Raw genomic sequence first — 17,015 nt, 5'->3', positions numbered from 1 at the left:
CTGAGCGCCCCGTTTGTTTTCCGCATGGGTTAAATGCGGAAGCTGTCGACCAGTTGCTTCAGGCGGCTGGCCTGTTGCTCCAGATCGCCGCAGGCACGCAAGGTGGCGTTGAGGTTTTCCACGCCTTCCTGGTTGAGGGTGTTGATTTCGGTGATGTCGACGTTAAGCGATTCGATCACCGAGGTCTGCTCCTCGGTTGCGGTGGCCACCGACTGGTTCATGCCATCAATTTCACCGATGCGTTCGGTGACGCTGCTTAGGCGGGCGCCGGCTTGGTTAGCGATCTCCACGCTTTCTTCGCTGTAGCGTTGGCTTTCAGTCATGGTGGTGACCGACTCGCGGGAGCCGACTTGCAGCTCTTCGATCATCTTCTCGATTTCCTGCGCCGATTCCTGGGTGCGGTGGGCCAGGTTGCGTACTTCATCGGCCACTACTGCGAAGCCACGCCCGGCTTCACCAGCGCGCGCTGCCTCGATAGCAGCGTTGAGCGCTAGCAGGTTGGTTTGCTGGGAGATGCTTTTGATCACCTCAAGTATCTGCCCGATATTCACCGTCTTGCTGTTGAGGGTTTCGATATTGCCGCAGGATGCGCTGATTTTTCCGGACAGTTCGTTCATCGCTTTGATGGTTTGTTCCACCACTTGGCGGCCGTCCTCAGCCAGGTGGCGTGCATCGGAGGCTTGGTTCGATGCATCGGCAGCGTTACGCGCAATTTCCTGCGCGGCGGCGCCCAGCTCATTAATCGCAGCGGCCACACTGTTGGTTCGGCTGGCCTGCTCGTCGGAGTTGATCATCGACGAGTTAGAGGCACCGACCACCAGTTTCGCCACTTCATTGACCTGGCTGGTGGCGGATGACACCTCGCGGATTGAACTGTGGATACGCTCAACAAACTGGTTGAAGGCACTGGCCAGGCGGCCAAATTCGTCGTTGGATTGAATGCTCAGACGCCTGGTCAGGTCACCCTCGCCTTGGGCGATGTCTTCCATGGCTTTACCCATGACATTCAACGGTTGCATCAGCACGCTGATCAACATGCTCAGCAGCAACATGATCAGCACCACCGCGATGATGGTGGCAACGATCGCCGAGGCGCGGAACTCGCTGAGCATTGAGTAGGCCTTGGCCTTGTCAATGGACAGGCCGACATGCCAGTTAACTGAGGGCAGGCCCTTGACCGGAGCGAAGGTGAGAATGCGCGTCTCGCCATTGAGTTCCGCTTCGCTGAACTCGCCGCTGATGCGCGGGGTATCTTGCGGGTAGACCTCACTGATGTTCTTCATCACCAAGGACTTGTCCGGGTGCACGAGAATCTTGCCATCCGCGCTGATCAGAAAGGCATAACCCATGCCGGCAAAGTCCAGCGAGTTGATGATGTCGACCAGGGTGTTTAGGCTCAGGTCGCCGCCAACCACTCCTGCCGCTTTGGCGGGCGTGGCGATGGTGATGATCAGTTCGCTGGTGGCGGCGTCGACGTAAGGTTCGGTGAGGGTAGTGCCGCCTGCTGCCATCGCATCCTTGTACCAAGGGCGTTGACGCGGATCGTAGCCATCCGGCATGTCCTCGTCCGGGCGCATGGTGAAGCTGCCATCAGCGCTGCCCAGGTAGGTGAAGGCGAAAGTGGAGGCCAGTACCTTCTGCTCCAGCAGTCCGGTCAGAACGTCGCCGGAAGAGTCGCGGGCGACGGATTGAGCAACGTTTTCTACCAGCAGAATGCGCCCTGACAGCCAGTTGGAAATATTACTGGCGGTGACATTCCCCATCTCCTTTAGGTAGCTTTCCAAATCATCTCGGATCGCGTTGCGTTGCAGGTAATCGTTGTAAAGCGTGAACAGCGAGAATGCGGCGATCACCACCAGCGAGGCGGCGAGCAGAATCTTGTGGCTGAACTTCAGGTTGTTGGTCATGGCGTCTTGCGTCCGGTGAGTTCTGGCATCAGTCTTGGGCTGATGTTAGGCAGTGGCTATTGCAGGGCACGCTAACTATGTCGGCCTAATTGCAGTAAAGCTTTAACCATGGAGATAACAAGATGGTGCAAACCGATCAGTTTGTTGTGGGGGCCGATCTTGAGGGGCTGCCGGTGGGGCAGGCGTTGCGTCTGGCGAACCGTCACGGACTGATTGCTGGCGCGACGGGCACCGGTAAAACCGTGACATTGCAACGCTTGATCGAAACCTTCAGCGATGCTGGCGTTGCGGTGTTTGCCGCCGATGTGAAGGGGGATCTCTGCGGTCTGGGGGCGGCTGGCGCACCGCAAGGCAAAGTGGCTGAGCGCATTGCCAGTATGCCCTGGCTCAACCATCAGCCGGTGGCCTACCCGGTAACCCTGTGGGATGTGCACGGCAAGAGCGGCCATCCACTGCGCACCACGCTGAGTGAGATGGGGCCTTTATTGCTCGGCGCGCTGCTGGAGTTGACCGACAGCCAGCAGGCTGCACTCTATTCCGCGTTCAAGGTGGCAGACCGTGAAGGGTTGTTGCTGCTTGATCTTAAAGACCTCAAAGCGCTGCTGGCACACTTGAAAAATCACCCCGAGGTGTTGGGGGAAGACAGCGCCTTGTTCACGGCCACCTCATCGCAAGCCTTATTGCGCAAGTTAGCCGGTTTGGAACAGCAGGGCGCCGAGGCACTCTTTGGTGAGCCGGCACTGCAGCTGGAAGACATTCTGCATCCAGACCGCGATGGTCGCGGGCGTATTCACCTGCTCGACGCTAGCCGCCTGGTGCATGAGGCGCCGAAGGTCTACGCGACCTTCCTGCTCTGGCTGTTGGCTGAGTTATTTGAACAGCTGCCTGAGCGCGGGGATGCCGATAAACCGCTTTTGGCACTGTTTTTCGATGAAGCGCACCTATTGTTTGCCGATACCCCAAAAGCCTTGCAGGAGCGCTTGGAACAGGTGGTGCGACTGATCCGTTCAAAAGGCGTCGGGGTGTATTTCGTCACCCAATCGCCAGGCGATTTGCCAGATGATGTGCTGGCGCAACTTGGCCTGCGTATTCAACATGGCTTGCGTGCGTTTACCGCGAAAGAACAGAAATCGCTGCGCGCGGTGGCCGATGGCTTCCGTCCGAATCCGACCATCGACACGCTGAAGGTGCTTACTGAACTGGGTATCGGTGAGGCCCTGGTTGGTACGCTGGAAGCTAAAGGCACGCCGGCCATGGTTCAGCGTGTTGCTGTTGCGCCGCCGCAGTCGCGTATCGGTCCGTTGAGTGAAAGCGAGCGAGCAGCGTTGATCCAGCAGTCCGCGTTGCGGGGACGTTATGACAAGCCAATTGATCGTGAGTCCGCCTATGAGTTGCTGACAGCGCGTGCAGAGCAAGCTGCGCAGCAGGCAGAGTCCAATAAACCGAGTTCAGCGAGCAAAGGCGAGGTCGGAGGCGGTATGGCCGGTGCTGCGGGCGAGCTGCTTGGCGGTTTGGCCAGCCAAGTGATGAAAACCGCCATGCGCCAGGCGGCCAATCAGATTGGTCGGCAGTTGGTACGTGGTTTGTTGGGGTCGCTGATGGGTGGTAAACGGCGCTGAAGGCGTGGCCATCCAGTTAGGGATGGCCACGCTATCTGACTGATGCGGCGGGGCGTCAGCCAGCTGCTTCGTCGGCCTTGGATTGGAGCTCTTTTTCGATTTTTACCAGTTCTTTTTCAAACGCTTGGTCGAGAAGGTTAGCCTTCTTGCGCCACGGCTTGCGCTCGGGGTCCGGTTGAGCGGCGTAGGTAATCACTTCTCCGCCGTATACATCCTTGTAACGCTGCGCCTGGCGCTCGAGTTCGGCGCGCAGTTCGTCTTTCGTCACGTAGTTACCCATGGTCTTGAACAGAATAGTGGCTGGATGCCAGGCATAGGGCCTGGGCACATGAGGCCGCCAAACAGGTTTAGTTCGCGCATTTAATAAGCGTGGCCAATAGTGTTGATGACTATTGCCGCGCCTGTTTGCCCTTTTATTGTGGATTACCTGAGCGAGTTGTCAGGTTTGTTAAAGGGCTAATTAGGCTGCGCCCGGCAATTATGGCGAAGCCAAGTTAAATGTCCAGCGTGCTTAATTGGCAGGTTGTAGACCGTAACGCTGCACGATGGTTGCAAGCTGGCCGTTATTGCGCAGTGAATTCAGCCCGCGATTAAATGCCTGGAACTTTACTGGGCTGACTCGCTTGCGGGAAAAACCAATGCCGTATGAAATTGACGTCAAATGTCCGGCGTTACGCAGCGCGTAGAGATATTCATGCTCGATCAAGTGACGAGCAACATCGCGATTAAGTAATACCACACCCTTTTCACCAAAGCGCCCGGCATTAAGCATCAGGAGCAGACGATGGTTGTTGGTCACCAATTTAATGTCGACATCCGGGGTGTTTTTCAGGCTTTCCTGCAGGACGAATGAAGTTCCGGACGGTCCGTATACGCCGATCTGGCGACCACGCAAATCATCGGGTTGAGTGAATTGAAAGTGATTTGAACGCAGGGTGTAAAAGTCGTAGCCGGAGGTCACCATCATGGGGGTGATTAGAAATGCCTTACGCCGTGCAGGCGACTGAATCACAGTGAAAATACCATCAACCTCACCGTCTTCGGCTTGTTGCAAGGCGCGCCGCCAAGGCAATACTTCAATTTCGCAATGCCACTGCAAGAGGCTACAGGTTGCATTAACTATCTCGGGCAGCGCGCCGCTGGCAATACCGCCGCGCGAAAAACTGAACGGTGGGAATTCCTCGGTTACAAAGTGAACCGTTTCGGCTGCAGCCGGGACGGCAGTTATCAAGGCCGTGACGAAAAACAATGCATGGCGTAACAGCACGACTTAATCCTTTAGTTGCGATGAACGCTCGCGGGTCTGCATGACCTAGTGTTTCTGGTGTGTACAGGGAACATTATTAACCGCGTCTGCGCGTAATTGCCTAGTGTCCTTTTGTGCCAGCGAAATGAACGATGTATTACGCATAGCACCCTGCATTGCCAGTGCGCGCCTAGCTGACTGGTAACACCTTGCAAACTCTATGCAATTGAGTAAATCCGTGTGCCTCCCTACATTTGCGCCCGCACCAGTGAGTCCCTGTTAGTGCTGGATCAATCCGGGTCATGGTCACTGGATCGCGGTCGTCAATCAGACCGCTCACGGCTGCTTATGGAGAACGTTATGCGTAAGTCGATGCAAATGGGTGTGCTGGGGTTGGTACTGATCGGCCTGGTCGGTTGTGAGGCGGCTGAGCAGTCTGCGCAAAAGCTGGCTGAAAAGGCCGAACAAGCCGTGGTGGATGTCGCCCGCGAAGCGGTTGATGAGACGGTGAAAGAGCTCAATAAGCAGGTGGACGAGGTGCAGCAGTCAACCAATGAGTGGTTGGGCGAGCCGGTTGATGAGGCTGAGCCGCAACAGCCTGAGCAGCCGGCAAGCGAGCTGGCGGAGCCCGCTACCGAGGCTTGATGCGAGGTTGTTAAGGGGCCTTGTTGAGTGCTTCACAGCTGGCGGCATAGCGTTGCTGGCAGGCGCTCTGGAACAACGCTTTGGCCTGGATCGGGTCGCGCGGCACGCCTTGTGCGCCCTTGAGGTAAAGGTTGCCAAGGATGTGTTGAGCCATCGGGTTGCCACCAGCGGCTGATTGGTTGAGGTACTTGAGCATCAGTTGGGGGTTGTTGAAGTCTGGATTGTCGCGGCCGGTGTACAGGTAGGCCAGGCTCACGGCAGCCATGGCATGGCCTTTGTCGGCGGCGAGTTTCCACCAGTACTCAGCCTGTTTGAGGTCCTTGTGCGGTTTGCCGACGAAGTACAGGCTGCCGAGCTGGAACTGACTGTTGAGGTCACCCCGGTTGGCCTGGCTGCGCAGGTTGGCCTCGTCGACGCTATTTTCGCTGGTCGCAGCGGTTGTCTGGGTCGGCGGGGCGTTACGGTTTTGCTCTGACTGGTTGGCGCAGCCGACCAGCAGCATTCCTGCGCAGAGCAGTATTACGAGTGAACGATGGCTTGGCAGCGGTTTGATCATGCGGATGGCTGCTCCCTTAAAGGTGGCGTTGGGGGTTAAGTCGAACCTGAGGCGGTTAAACACCAGACTGCAGGCTTACCGGTAAGTTGCGCGTTGTCCGAGGGCTGTCGCAGGCGCGAGTGTCGGGCGCAGTTGCAGAATCCATATCAGTTTGTCGCCTGCAGCGTTTCGCTGCTGCGCCAGAGCTGCGATTCTTGTTCATTCTTGCGCCCCAAGCCATCGAGGTCCCCATGCAGATCAGCTCCAACTTCGACAGCGGCAATATCGAGGTCATCGACGCCAGCAACCCACTGCAGGTGCAGCTGGCGATTCGTCCGGATCTCAACAGTGAACATTTCCAATGGTTCCACTTTAAGGTCGAGGGCTTGCAGCCTGGTCAGCCTTACGGCTTTAGCCTGGGCAACGCCGGGCAGTCGTCTTACAAGAATGCCTGGAGCGGTTACCACGCCGTAGCCTCTTACGATCAGCGCGACTGGTTTCGGGTGCCCAGCCGCTTTGAAGAGGGCGCGCTGAACTTCGACATTGAGCCGCAGCATGGGCAGATCTGGTTCGCCTATTTCGAGCCCTACAGCCGCGAGCGCCATAGCCAGTTGATCGAGGATGCGCAGCGTTTGGCGGGCGCCGAGCTGTTTGCCACGGGTAAGAGCATCGAGGGGCGGCCAATCGAGTTGTTGCGCATCAGCCGTAATCCGCAAGCGCAGCGCAAGATCTGGCTAATCGCCCAACAGCACCCCGGCGAGCATATGGCCGAGTGGTTTATGCAGGGGCTGCTTGAGCGTCTGCAGCGGCGCGATGATTCCGAGCTGAATGCCCTGCTGGAGAAGGCCGATCTGTACCTGGTGCCGAACATGAACCCGGACGGCGCCTTCCGTGGCCATTTACGTACCAACGTCGCCGGTCGCGACCTTAACCGCGCCTGGCAGTCGGCCAGCGAGGCGGACAGCCCGGAGGTGTATTTCGTCCAGCAGCAGATGCGCGCGGTGGGCGTCGATCTGTTTCTGGATATCCATGGCGATGAGGAAATTCCTCACGTGTTTACCGCTGGTTGCGAAGGTAATCCTGGCTACAGCCCGCGCCTTGAGCGATTGGAAAACCAGTTCCGCCAGTTGTTGATCGAAAACGGCGCCGAGTTCCAGACCACCTTCGGCTACCCGCGCGACGAACCGGGTCAGGCCAATACCACCCTGGCCTGCAATGCGGTGGGTATGGAGTTTGATTGTTTGGCCTTCACCATCGAGATGCCATTCAAAGACCACGATGATCGGCCCAATCCGCTGACGGGTTGGAATGGCGAGCGGTCGATGCAGCTGGGCAAGGATGTGCTCAGCGTTGCAGCCGCCATGGTCGGGCAGCTGCGCGATTAACAGGACGCTGGCGGGCAGGGTTGTTTGTCCTGCCCGCCAAGGTTGTCGCTAAGGTCGCTTTAGCCGCGGTAGTAGCGCTGCGGCACAAACGGGGTTTTGGCCACTTTCATCGCCACGCGCTTGCCGCGCACCATGGCCCATACCTCGGTATCCAGAGCGATATGGCTGTTCTGCACATAGCCCATGGCTACCGGCGCAGCCAGGGTAGGGCCGAAGCCGCCGCTGCATACGGTGCCGATCACCGTGCCATCGGCATCGACAATTTCTGCGCCTTCACGTACCGGTACACGCTCCTGCGGCAGCAGGCCGACGCGCTTGCTGGCAACGCCTTCTTGTTGCTGGGCGAAGATTCGCTCGGCACCTGGGAAGCCGCCAGCACGTGCGCCATCGGCGCGACGTGGCTTGGACATGGCCCACAGCAGGCTGGCCTCGATCGGCGTGGTGCTGGTGCTCATGTCGTGGCCATACAGGCATAGGCCGGCTTCCAGGCGCAGTGAGTCGCGCGCGCCAAGGCCGATGGCGGCCACTTCCGGTTCGGCCAGCAGGCTGCGCGCCAGGGTTTCGGCGTGGGCAGCCGGCACCGAGATTTCAAAGCCGTCTTCGCCGGTGTAGCCAGAGCGGCTGACGTAGCAGTCGACACCCAGCAGACGCACCGGGGCGAATTGCATAAAGGTCATCTTGGCGACTTCAGGGGCCAGGCGCGCCAGCACATCGACGGCTTTCGGGCCTTGCAGGGCGAGCAGGGCGCGGTCGAAGCAAGCTTCGATCTGGCACTGGCTGGAGATCTGCAGTTGTAGGTGCATGAGGTCCTTGTGCTTGCAGGCTGCGTTGACCACCAGAAACAGGGTGTCGTTGCCCAGGTTGGCGACCATCAGGTCGTCAAGGATGCCGCCCTGGTCATCGGTGAACATGGCGTAGCGCTGCATGCCCACGGGCAGGTCGATGATATCCACTGGCACCAGGCGCTCCAGGGCCTGTGCCGCCTGGGGGCCGCGCAGAATGATCTGACCCATATGCGACACGTCGAACAGGCCGGCGGCTTCGCGGGTGTGCAGGTGTTCCTTCATCACCCCGAGCGGGTATTGCACGGGCATGTCGTAGCCGGCGAACGGCACCATGCGCGCGCCCAGTTCGAGATGCAGGGCATGTAGCGGGGTTTTCGCCAGGGTTTCAGTGGTCATGCGGTTCTCCATGTCGGTAAAGGTTGTTTGTGGAGGCGCGAGCTAAAAGCGTCACGTCTACAGGCTTTATGGGATGCCGTGTCAGCACTCGACAATATTCACGGCCAGGCCGCCGCGGGCGGTTTCCTTGTACTTGTTGTTCATATCGGCACCGGTCTGGCGCATGGTACGGATCACTTTATCCAGCGAGACGAAATGCTGACCGTCGCCGCGCAGGGCCATGCGTGCGGCGTTGATCGCCTTCACTGAGCCCATGGCGTTGCGTTCGATACACGGCACCTGCACCAGGCCGCCGATGGGGTCGCAGGTCAGGCCAAGGTTGTGTTCCATGCCGATCTCGGCGGCGTTCTCCACCTGATTGACGCTGCCCCCAAGCACTTCGCACAAGGCGCCAGCGGCCATCGAGCAGGCCACGCCGACCTCACCCTGGCAGCCGACTTCGGCGCCGGAGATCGAGGCGTTTTCTTTGTAGAGGATGCCGATGGCGGCAGCGGTGAGCAGAAAACGCACCACGCCGTCGTCGTTAGAACTGGGGATAAAGCGGCTGTAGTAATGCAGCACCGCCGGCACGATACCGGCCGCGCCATTGGTGGGCGCAGTGACCACGCGGCCGCCGCTGGCGTTTTCCTCGTTCACCGCCAGGGCGTAGAGGTTGACCCAGTCAAGCACGCTCAACGCATCGCGCAGGCTGGCTTCCGGGTGCTTGCACAGCTGGCGGTGCAGGGCGGCAGCGCGGCGTTTGACCTTGAGCCCGCCGGGCATGATGCCCTCGTTGCGGCAGCCGGCCTCGACGCAATCCTGCATCACCTGCCAGATATGCAGCAGGCGCGCGCGGGTCTCGGCTTCCGGGCGCCAGGCGGCTTCGTTGGCCAGCATCACCTGGCTGATCGACAGGTTGTGTTCGGCGCAATGCGCCAGCAGCTGTTTGCCGGTGGTAAAGGGGTACTGCAGTACGGTGCTGTCTTCGACGATGCGGTCGGCGCCGGCGGCTTGTTCATCGACGACAAAACCGCCGCCCACCGAGTAGTACTCGCGCGAGCGGATCTGCAAGCCAGCGGCGTCGAAGGCGCGAAAAATCATGCCGTTGGGGTGAAAAGGCAGCGGCTTGCGGATCATCGCCAGGTGCTGTTTTTCGACAAAACGGATGGACTTTTCGCCGAGCAGTTTGAGCTCGCCGCTGCTGCGAATCGCTGCCAGGCGGGCGTCGATGGTATTGGTGTCGACGCTGTCCGGCTGTTCGCCTTCCAGGCCGAGTAGCACGGCTTTGTCGCTGCCATGGCCCTTGCCGGTGGCGCCGAGGGAGCCGTATAGCTCCACTTTCACGGTATCGGTGGCGGCCAGTAGCTCATCGCGGCGCAGGCCTTCGGCAAAGCGCAGGGCGGCCAGCATGGGGCCGACAGTGTGCGAGCTGGACGGGCCGATGCCGATCTTGAAGAGGTCAAAAACGCTAAGTGACATGCTTGCTCCGACTGCGTGTTTTGCTGCCGCCCTTGTGGGGCGGCGATTATGCGGCGCGCTGGGTAACCGCGCCGCGAGTGGCAAAATTGCGTGCTGTCTTAGTTAGCGTAGACCGGGAAGCTGGCGCATAGGTCCGCAACCTGACCGCGAACGCGCTCGATCACGGCTGGGTTGTCCAACTCATCAAGGATGTCGCAGATCCAGCCGGCCAGGGTGCGGCACTCGCCCTGCTTGAAACCGCGGGTGGTGACTGCCGGGGTGCCGATGCGGATGCCAGAGGTGACAAACGGCGACTGCGGGTCATTCGGCACGGCGTTCTTGTTCACTGTGATATGCGCCGCGCCTAGGGCTGCGTCGGCTGCCTTGCCGGTGAGGCCCTGCTTGATCAGGCTGACCAGCATCAGGTGGTTGTCGGTGCCGCCGGAGACCACGTCATAGCCGCGTGCAACGAACACCTCGGCCATGGCCTGGGCGTTGTTGATCACCTGCTGCTGGTAGGTCTTGAAGCCGGGCTCCAGCGCTTCCTTGAAACACACGGCCTTGGCCGCGATCACATGCATCAACGGGCCGCCCTGGCTGCCGGGGAACACGGCGGAGTTGAGCTTCTTCTCTATCTCTTCATTGGCCTTGGCCAGGATCAAGCCGCCGCGCGGGCCGCGCAGGGTTTTATGGGTGGTGGTTGTGACCACGTCGGCGAACGGAATCGGGTTGGGATACAGACCAGCTGCGACCAGGCCAGCAACGTGGGCCATATCGACAAACAGCAGTGCGCCAACCTTGTCCGCTATGGCGCGGAAACGGGCGAAATCCAGGGTGCGCGAATAGGCGGAGAAACCGGCGACGATCATCTTCGGTTTGTGCTCGACAGCCAGGCGCTCGACCTCGGCGTAATCGATCAGGCCCTGTTCGTCGATGCCGTACTGCACCGCGTTGTACAGCTTGCCGGAGGACGACACCTTGGCCCCGTGGGTCAGGTGGCCGCCGTGGGCCAGGCTCATGCCGAGGATGGTGTCACCAGCATTCAGCAGCGCCAGGTACACCGCGCTGTTAGCGGAAGAGCCAGAGTGCGGCTGCACGTTGGCATAGTCAGCACCGAACAACTGCTTGGCGCGTTCGATGGCCAGGGCTTCGACCTTGTCGACATGCTCACAACCGCCGTAGTAACGCTTGCCTGGATAGCCTTCGGCGTACTTGTTAGTCAGGCCGCTGCCCTGGGCCTGCATCACGCGCTGGCTGCAATAGTTTTCCGAGGCGATCAGCTCGATATGGTCTTCCTGGCGCTGCTCTTCGGCGTTAATCGCAGCGAGCAGGGCGTCATCGTAGCCTTGCAGTTGGTCGTGCTTGCTAAACATGGTGAGGCCCTCTGGTTTTTATATGAGGTGCAGCTAACCCGCCTCGGGTAGAGGTGAGTCGAAAATTGGGGAGAAAGCAGTCCTGCGGCCCGGAGGTGTTCCGGGCCGCGGGCTGTTATCACGCGTCCTGGTACGCCTCGATGGACGGGCAGGCGCAGATCAGGTTGCGGTCGCCGAACACGTTGTCCACGCGGCCGACCGGCGGCCAGTACTTGGCCTCGATCAGGCTGGCCACTGGGTACACGGCTTGTTCGCGGCTGTAGGCGTGAGTCCACTCGCCGACCAGTTCCAGTGCGGTGTGTGGGGCGTTTTTCAGTGGGTTGTCGTTGGCATCCAGCTGGCCAGCTTCCACCGCACGAATCTCGTTGCGGATGGCGATCATGGCGTCGCAGAAACGGTCCAGCTCTTCCTTGGATTCGCTCTCGGTCGGCTCGATCATCAGGGTGCCAGCGACCGGGAAGGACATGGTCGGGGCGTGGAAGCCGAAGTCGATCAGGCGCTTGGCCACATCGTCAACGCTGATGCCGCTGCTGTCCTTGATCGGACGGATATCCAGGATGCACTCGTGCGCCACCAGGCCGTTGCTGCCCGAATACAGCACGGGGTAGTGCTCTTCCAGGCGGCGGGCGATGTAGTTGGCGTTGAGAATCGCCATCTGCGAGGCGCGCTTGAGGCCTTCGCCGCCCATCATGCTGATGTACATCCAGGTGATCGGCAGGATGCTGGCGCTGCCGAACGGTGCGGCGCTGACGGCACCTTCCTTACGGGCCATATGGCCGTGGCCGGGCAGGAAGGGGATCAGGTGTTCTTTCACGCCAATCGGGCCGACACCAGGGCCGCCACCGCCGTGCGGGATGCAGAAGGTCTTGTGCAGGTTCAGGTGGGACACGTCGCCGCCGAACTTGCCCGGGGCACACAGGCCGACCATGGCGTTCATGTTGGCGCCGTCGATGTACACCTGGCCGCCGTTGTCATGAATGATCGCGCAGATTTCGCGGATGCCTTCCTCGAAGACACCGTGGGTCGACGGGTAGGTGATCATCAGCGCAGCCAGGCGGTCTTTGTGCTCTTCGGCTTTGGCCTTGAGGTCGGCGATGTCGACGTTGCCGCTGCTGTCGCAGGCGGTCACCACCACGCGCATACCGACCATGCTGGCGGTGGCCGGGTTGGTGCCGTGGGCCGACTGGGGGATCAGGCAGATATCGCGCTGATCATCGCCACGGCTCAGGTGGTAAGCACGAATGGCCAGCAGGCCGGCGTACTCGCCCTGGGAGCCGGCGTTCGGCTGCAGGGAGATGCCGTCGTAACCGGTGGCTGCGCAGAGCATGGCTTCCAGTTCGGTGGTCAGCTGAGTGTAACCCTGGCTTTGCTCGGCAGGGGCGAAGGGGTGCAGGTTGCCGAACTCGGCCCAGGTCACCGGGATCATTTCGCTGGCAGCGTTGAGCTTCATGGTGCAGGAACCCAGCGGAATCATGCTGCGGTCCAGCGCCAGGTCCTTATCGGCCAGTTTGCGCAGGTAGCGCATCAGCTCGGTTTCGCTGTGGTAGCGGTTAAATACTGGATGAGTGAGGATTTCGCTTTCGCGCAGCAGGCCTTTTGGCAGCTGAGCGATTACGCCGGCAGCCAGTTCAGCGAAGGCTGGAACGGTCTTACCTTCGGCGAAGACCGCCAGCAGGGCTTCAACGGCGACTTGGTCGGTGGTCTCGTCGAGGGACAGGCCCAGGCGCTCGCCATCGATTTCACGCAGGTTGATGCCGGCCGCACGGGCGGCTGCATGCAGGGCTGCCGTTTTGCCGCCGGTGGCCAGGGTCAGGGTGTCGAAGAAGAATTCCTGCTCAACCGTGTAGCCCAGAGCGCGTATGCCCTTAGCCAGGATCGCGGTGAACTGGTGCACGCGCTGAGCGATTTGCACCAGGCCTTTCGGGCCGTGGTACACCGCGTACATGCTGGCGATGTTGGCCAGCAGCACCTGAGCGGTACAGATGTTACTAGTGGCCTTCTCGCGGCGGATATGTTGCTCGCGGGTCTGCATGGCCAGGCGCAGGGCCGGCTTGCCGAAGCGGTCAATGGACATGCCGACCAGACGGCCCGGCATGTCGCGCTTGAATGCATCGCGGGTGGCGAAATAGGCGGCGTGTGGGCCACCGAAGCCCAGCGGCACACCGAAGCGCTGGGCGCTGCCCAGGGCCACGTCGGCACCGAATTCGCCCGGTGCAGTGAGCAGGGTCAGTGCCAGCAGGTCGGCAGCGACGGCCACCAGCGCATTGGCGGCGTGGAAACGCTCGACCAGCTCGCGGTAATCGAAGATGTCGCCATTGCTCGCTGGGTATTGCAGCAGCGCACCGAAGTAGACGCTGGCGTCAGTGATCGCAGCTTCGTCGCCGATCACAACTTCGATGCCCAGCGGCTCGGCACGGGTGCGCAGCACGTCGAGGGTCTGTGGGTGGCAATGCTGGGAGGCGAAGAAGGCGTTGCTGGCCTTGTTCTTCGACAGGCGCTTACAGAAGGTCATGGCTTCGGCAGCGGCGGTGGCTTCGTCCAGCAGCGAGGCGTTGGCGATCTGCATACCGGTGAGGTCGCTGATCAGGGTCTGGAAGTTCAGCAACGACTCCAGACGACCCTGAGAAATCTCTGGCTGGTACGGGGTGTAAGCGGTGTACCAGGCCGGGTTTTCCAGCAGGTTGCGCAGGATCGGGCTCGGCGTGTGAGTGCCGTGATAGCCCTGCCCGATATAAGTTTTGAACTGCTGGTTCTTGGCCGCAATGGTCTTGATCTTGGCCAGGGCGTCGGCTTCCGACAGGCCCGGCAGAGAGCCCAGCACGCTGGTGCCCTTGATGCTCTCGGGGATGACGTTATCGGTCAGTGCGTCGATGCTGGCGTAGCCGAGCAGTTCGAGCATGGCCGCGGTATCGGCATCACGTGGGCCGATGTGGCGGGCGACAAATTCGTTCTGGGTGGTCAGCTTGGTCATCACAATCTCTCAGGCGTCAGCATTGGCGTTGAGCAGGCGCTCGTAGGCGGCCTGGTCGAGCAGGTCGGCTACCGCGCTGGCATTGGCTGGACGGAAACGGAAGAACCAACCCTTGCCCAGGGGATCTTCGTTGACCAGCTCAGGGCTGGATTCTAGCTCGCCATTGACCTCGACCACCTCACCGTCCAGCGGCATGGCGATATTGCTCGCAGCTTTTACCGATTCCAGCACCGCTACTTCGTCACCCTCGGCGTAGCTCTGGGCTTCCGGCAGCTGAACGAATACCACGTCACCCAGGGCTTCCTGGGCATAGGCGGTGATGCCCACGGTAACCAGGCCATCGGCATCCTGACGCAGCCATTCGTGCTCAACGGTAAAACGCAATTCGCTCATGTGTACTCCTCAAGGGGGGTGACTCGCCCTTTCTGCTGGGGGCGATGTGCTGGACGCGCGTGCTGGGCACGAGCGGAAGGTGAAAAGACCATAGCAAAGTAGGTGCCATTGTTATTTTTATCAATAAAAACAATAACTTAAGTGCTTTTAGTTGGTATGGGTTTTTGTTGGTGTGTATTGAATTCAATACGCCGCTGATCGGCGCGTTCGCCACGCGCTGCGCAAAGGCTCTGGTGTCGTGGGCTGAACGGTTTGTGTCGCTTTCATTACGGTGTATTTAAATCGATACGTTTTTGTTGGGCTTGCGGGTTGTGTTGGAGTCACAGCGCCTGGAGGTGCAGGCAGCAACGTCAGCAGTGGTCAATACGTAACGGGCCGTCACTGTCATTCATCCGCCCTATAAAGCGCCATTGAACGGGTCGATGGATCGGCGGCGGGCTGGCTTTTTAGGGGCGTATTCACTCTTTTGGCTGACAGGGCAAATACCTCTTTCGGGCGCTTATCCCACTCAAGGTGGCTGGGTAGCGTGGAGGCTCAACACGAAACCCGCTTTCCAGGAGAGCCGCATGAGAACAAGAACAAGACATGCCATCTTCCAGCCCAGTGTTTTGGCGATTGCCATTGCTGTTGGCTGTGTCGCGCCTGTCCAGGCTATTACATTCAATATTGGTGATGTCGAAGCGCAGTTCGACTCTTCACTTTCTGTGGGGGCCAGTTGGAGCGTGCGCGGTGCCGATCCTGACTTTATCGGTACACGTAACGGCGGCAAGGCGTCCTCTCAGACCAACGATGACGGCCGCCTGAACTTCAAGAAAGGCGAAACCTTTTCGAAGATCTTCAAAGGCATTCACGACCTTGAATTGAAGTACGGGGATACCGGCGTGTTTATTCGCGGCAAGTATTGGTACGACTTCGAGACCAAGGACGAAAGCCGACTGCTGTATGACATCGACGACCACAACCGCAAGACGGCGGCACAAGCCTCTGGCGCGGAAATTCTCGATGCCTTCATTTATCACAACTACAACCTGGGTAGCATGCCGGGCAGTGTGCGGGTTGGTAAGCAAGTGGTCAGCTGGGGTGAGAGCACCTTTATCGGCAACTCGATCAACTCGATCAACCCCGTGGATGCTGCAGCGTTTCGCCGGCCTGGTGCGGAGATCAAGGAGGGGCTGATTCCGGTCAACATGCTCTATGTCTCGCAGAGCTTGACCGACACCGTCAGCATGGAAGCGTTCTACCAGCTGGAGTGGGACCAGACTGTTATCGATAACTGCGGGACGTTCTTTGCACCCAGCGACACGGCCGCCGATGGCTGTAACGACCGCCTGGTGGTCGCCGGGGCTGACGTCGCGCCTGATGCGTCAAAAAACACCGGTGCGCCAGGTAATCCGGTGTTCATTCCGCGCGGAGGGGATCGTGATGCGCGCGACAGTGGGCAGTTCGGCGTTGCCCTGCGCTGGTTTGCCGAGTCGCTGAACGACACGGAATTCGGTCTGTATGCGATGAATTACCACAGCCGTAGCCCGAGCGGCAGCATCATTGTCGGCACCGGGGCGCCACAGGCTGCCCGCTATTTTCTGGAGTACCCGGAAGATATTCGTCTCTACGGCGTCAGTTTCCAGACCAACGTTGAAGGCACTGCGTTGTCGGGTGAACTCAGTTACCGGCCTAACATGCCAATTGGTATCAACTCCACGGACATGACCTTTGCATCTCTGCGCCAGGGGTTTTCACCGGTATTTACCAGCGGTCATGGGCGCAATGCCGTGGGTGAGGAAGTGGCCGGTTACGTGCGCAAGCCAGTGACCCAGGCGCAAGTCTCGGCGGTGCAGTTTTTCGACCGAGTGCTCGGAGCCAGTCGCCTGACCCTGGTGGGCGAGGTGGGTTACAACCATGTCAGTGGCATCAGTGATGATCTCGGCGAGCTGCGTTTCGGTCGCGATCCGGTCTATGGCATTGGTCAGCTCAACCCCAACACGACCTGTACGGCAGGGGTGAACACCGCCAACCCTGACCAGTGTAATGACGATGGTTTCTTTACCAGCAGCTCCTGGGGCTACCGTCTGCGCGCCAGTCTCGACTACAGCAACGTCTTCGCCGGGGTCAACCTCTCGCCAAGCATTGCCTGGTCGCATGACGTCGATGGCTATGGCCCCAACTTCAGTGAAGGTAGCAAGGCGGTGAGCCTGGGCCTGAATGCTGACTACCAGAACACCTACAACGCCAGCCTCAGTTACACCGACTTCTTTGGTGGGGATTACAACACCAACGTCGACCGTGACTTTGTTGCCCTGAGCTTCGGTGTGAACTTCTGATCAAC

The 17,015-nt window shown here is 59.9% G+C and carries 13 protein-coding genes; 4 read left to right on the top strand and 9 right to left on the bottom strand.

The window, feature by feature from the left end:
* Positions 1-29 precede the first annotated feature (29 nt).
* A complete protein-coding gene (locus ALTER154_RS04210; protein WP_160085382.1) occupies positions 30-1,907 on the bottom strand; it encodes a methyl-accepting chemotaxis protein in 1,878 nt (625 codons plus the stop codon).
* A 122-nt stretch (positions 1,908-2,029) separates the two neighbouring features.
* Here ALTER154_RS04210 and ALTER154_RS04205 point away from each other — a divergent pair, with 122 nt between their 5' ends.
* Positions 2,030-3,526 (top strand): helicase HerA-like domain-containing protein, encoded by a 1,497-nt coding sequence (locus ALTER154_RS04205; RefSeq protein WP_160085381.1) that lies wholly within the window; start codon positions 2,030-2,032, stop codon positions 3,524-3,526.
* A gap of 55 nt (positions 3,527-3,581) precedes the next feature.
* Here ALTER154_RS04205 and ALTER154_RS04200 read toward each other — a convergent pair whose 3' ends face one another.
* Positions 3,582-3,794, bottom strand: coding sequence for a hypothetical protein (locus tag ALTER154_RS04200; protein ID WP_090251216.1), 213 nt, complete (start codon positions 3,792-3,794; stop codon positions 3,582-3,584).
* A 243-nt stretch (positions 3,795-4,037) separates the two neighbouring features.
* Positions 4,038-4,793 (bottom strand): ABC transporter substrate-binding protein, encoded by a 756-nt coding sequence (locus ALTER154_RS04195; RefSeq protein ID WP_256665513.1) that lies wholly within the window; start codon positions 4,791-4,793, stop codon positions 4,038-4,040.
* 339 nt (positions 4,794-5,132) lie between these two features.
* Between ALTER154_RS04195 and ALTER154_RS04190 the strand changes: the two genes are divergently transcribed.
* Positions 5,133-5,417: a hypothetical protein gene (locus tag ALTER154_RS04190; protein ID WP_090248931.1), complete on the top strand. Its 285-nt coding sequence runs from the start codon at positions 5,133-5,135 to the stop codon at positions 5,415-5,417.
* Between the two features lie 10 nt (positions 5,418-5,427).
* Here the strand turns inward: ALTER154_RS04190 and ALTER154_RS04185 are convergent, their stop codons facing one another.
* On the bottom strand, positions 5,428-5,973 hold the full coding sequence (locus ALTER154_RS04185; RefSeq protein WP_160085380.1) for a tetratricopeptide repeat protein: 546 nt from the start codon (positions 5,971-5,973) through the stop codon (positions 5,428-5,430).
* Between the two features lie 230 nt (positions 5,974-6,203).
* Between ALTER154_RS04185 and ALTER154_RS04180 the strand changes: the two genes are divergently transcribed.
* Positions 6,204-7,337, top strand: coding sequence for a M14-type cytosolic carboxypeptidase (locus tag ALTER154_RS04180; RefSeq protein WP_160085379.1), 1,134 nt, complete (start codon positions 6,204-6,206; stop codon positions 7,335-7,337).
* Between the two features lie 59 nt (positions 7,338-7,396).
* Here ALTER154_RS04180 and gcvT read toward each other — a convergent pair whose 3' ends face one another.
* From gcvT to gcvH, 5 genes are all read right to left on the bottom strand, one after another.
* The gene (gene gcvT, locus ALTER154_RS04175) at positions 7,397-8,518 is read right to left on the bottom strand and encodes a glycine cleavage system aminomethyltransferase GcvT (RefSeq protein ID WP_160085378.1); all 1,122 of its coding nucleotides are present in this window, start codon (positions 8,516-8,518) and stop codon (positions 7,397-7,399) included.
* Positions 8,519-8,599: 81 nt separating this feature from the next.
* Positions 8,600-9,976, bottom strand: coding sequence for an L-serine ammonia-lyase (locus ALTER154_RS04170; RefSeq protein WP_160085377.1), 1,377 nt, complete (start codon positions 9,974-9,976; stop codon positions 8,600-8,602).
* Between the two features lie 98 nt (positions 9,977-10,074).
* Positions 10,075-11,328 carry a serine hydroxymethyltransferase gene (glyA, locus tag ALTER154_RS04165; protein WP_160085376.1) on the bottom strand — a complete coding sequence of 418 codons (1,254 nt, stop codon included), beginning with the start codon at positions 11,326-11,328 and terminating at the stop codon, positions 10,075-10,077.
* Positions 11,329-11,446: 118 nt separating this feature from the next.
* Positions 11,447-14,299 carry an aminomethyl-transferring glycine dehydrogenase gene (gcvP, locus tag ALTER154_RS04160; protein ID WP_160085375.1) on the bottom strand — a complete coding sequence of 951 codons (2,853 nt, stop codon included), beginning with the start codon at positions 14,297-14,299 and terminating at the stop codon, positions 11,447-11,449.
* 9 nt (positions 14,300-14,308) lie between these two features.
* The gene (gcvH, locus tag ALTER154_RS04155; RefSeq protein WP_090248917.1) at positions 14,309-14,692 is read right to left on the bottom strand and encodes a glycine cleavage system protein GcvH; all 384 of its coding nucleotides are present in this window, start codon (positions 14,690-14,692) and stop codon (positions 14,309-14,311) included.
* Positions 14,693-15,258: 566 nt separating this feature from the next.
* On the opposite strand from gcvH, the gene ALTER154_RS04150 reads away from it, so the two are divergent.
* Positions 15,259-17,010 (top strand): DUF1302 domain-containing protein, encoded by a 1,752-nt coding sequence (locus ALTER154_RS04150; protein WP_160085374.1) that lies wholly within the window; start codon positions 15,259-15,261, stop codon positions 17,008-17,010.
* The last annotated feature ends 5 nt before the right edge of the window (positions 17,011-17,015 follow it).

The sequence above is a fragment of the Pseudomonas sp. 9AZ genome (genome assembly GCF_902506525.1).
GTDB classification, from domain to species: Bacteria; Pseudomonadota; Gammaproteobacteria; order Pseudomonadales; family Pseudomonadaceae; genus Aquipseudomonas; species Aquipseudomonas peli.
This window is presented reverse-complemented; position numbering and strand designations above follow the sequence as displayed.

Excerpts from the sequence above, each read along its gene's own strand:
- ALTER154_RS04210 (WP_160085382.1), bottom strand. The coding sequence starts at position 1,907 with ATGACCAACAACCTGAAGTTCAGCCACAAGATTCTGCTCGCCGCCTCG.
- ALTER154_RS04205 (WP_160085381.1), top strand. The coding sequence starts at position 2,030 with ATGGTGCAAACCGATCAGTTTGTTGTGGGGGCCGATCTTGAGGGGCTG.
- ALTER154_RS04190 (WP_090248931.1), top strand. The coding sequence starts at position 5,133 with ATGCGTAAGTCGATGCAAATGGGTGTGCTGGGGTTGGTACTGATCGGC.
- ALTER154_RS04185 (WP_160085380.1), bottom strand. The coding sequence starts at position 5,973 with ATGATCAAACCGCTGCCAAGCCATCGTTCACTCGTAATACTGCTCTGC.
- ALTER154_RS04180 (WP_160085379.1), top strand. The coding sequence starts at position 6,204 with ATGCAGATCAGCTCCAACTTCGACAGCGGCAATATCGAGGTCATCGAC.
- gcvT (WP_160085378.1), bottom strand. The coding sequence starts at position 8,518 with ATGACCACTGAAACCCTGGCGAAAACCCCGCTACATGCCCTGCATCTC.
- ALTER154_RS04170 (WP_160085377.1), bottom strand. The coding sequence starts at position 9,976 with ATGTCACTTAGCGTTTTTGACCTCTTCAAGATCGGCATCGGCCCGTCC.
- glyA (WP_160085376.1), bottom strand. The coding sequence starts at position 11,328 with ATGTTTAGCAAGCACGACCAACTGCAAGGCTACGATGACGCCCTGCTC.
- gcvP (WP_160085375.1), bottom strand. The coding sequence starts at position 14,299 with ATGACCAAGCTGACCACCCAGAACGAATTTGTCGCCCGCCACATCGGC.
- gcvH (WP_090248917.1), bottom strand. The coding sequence starts at position 14,692 with ATGAGCGAATTGCGTTTTACCGTTGAGCACGAATGGCTGCGTCAGGAT.
- ALTER154_RS04150 (WP_160085374.1), top strand. The coding sequence starts at position 15,259 with ATGAGAACAAGAACAAGACATGCCATCTTCCAGCCCAGTGTTTTGGCG.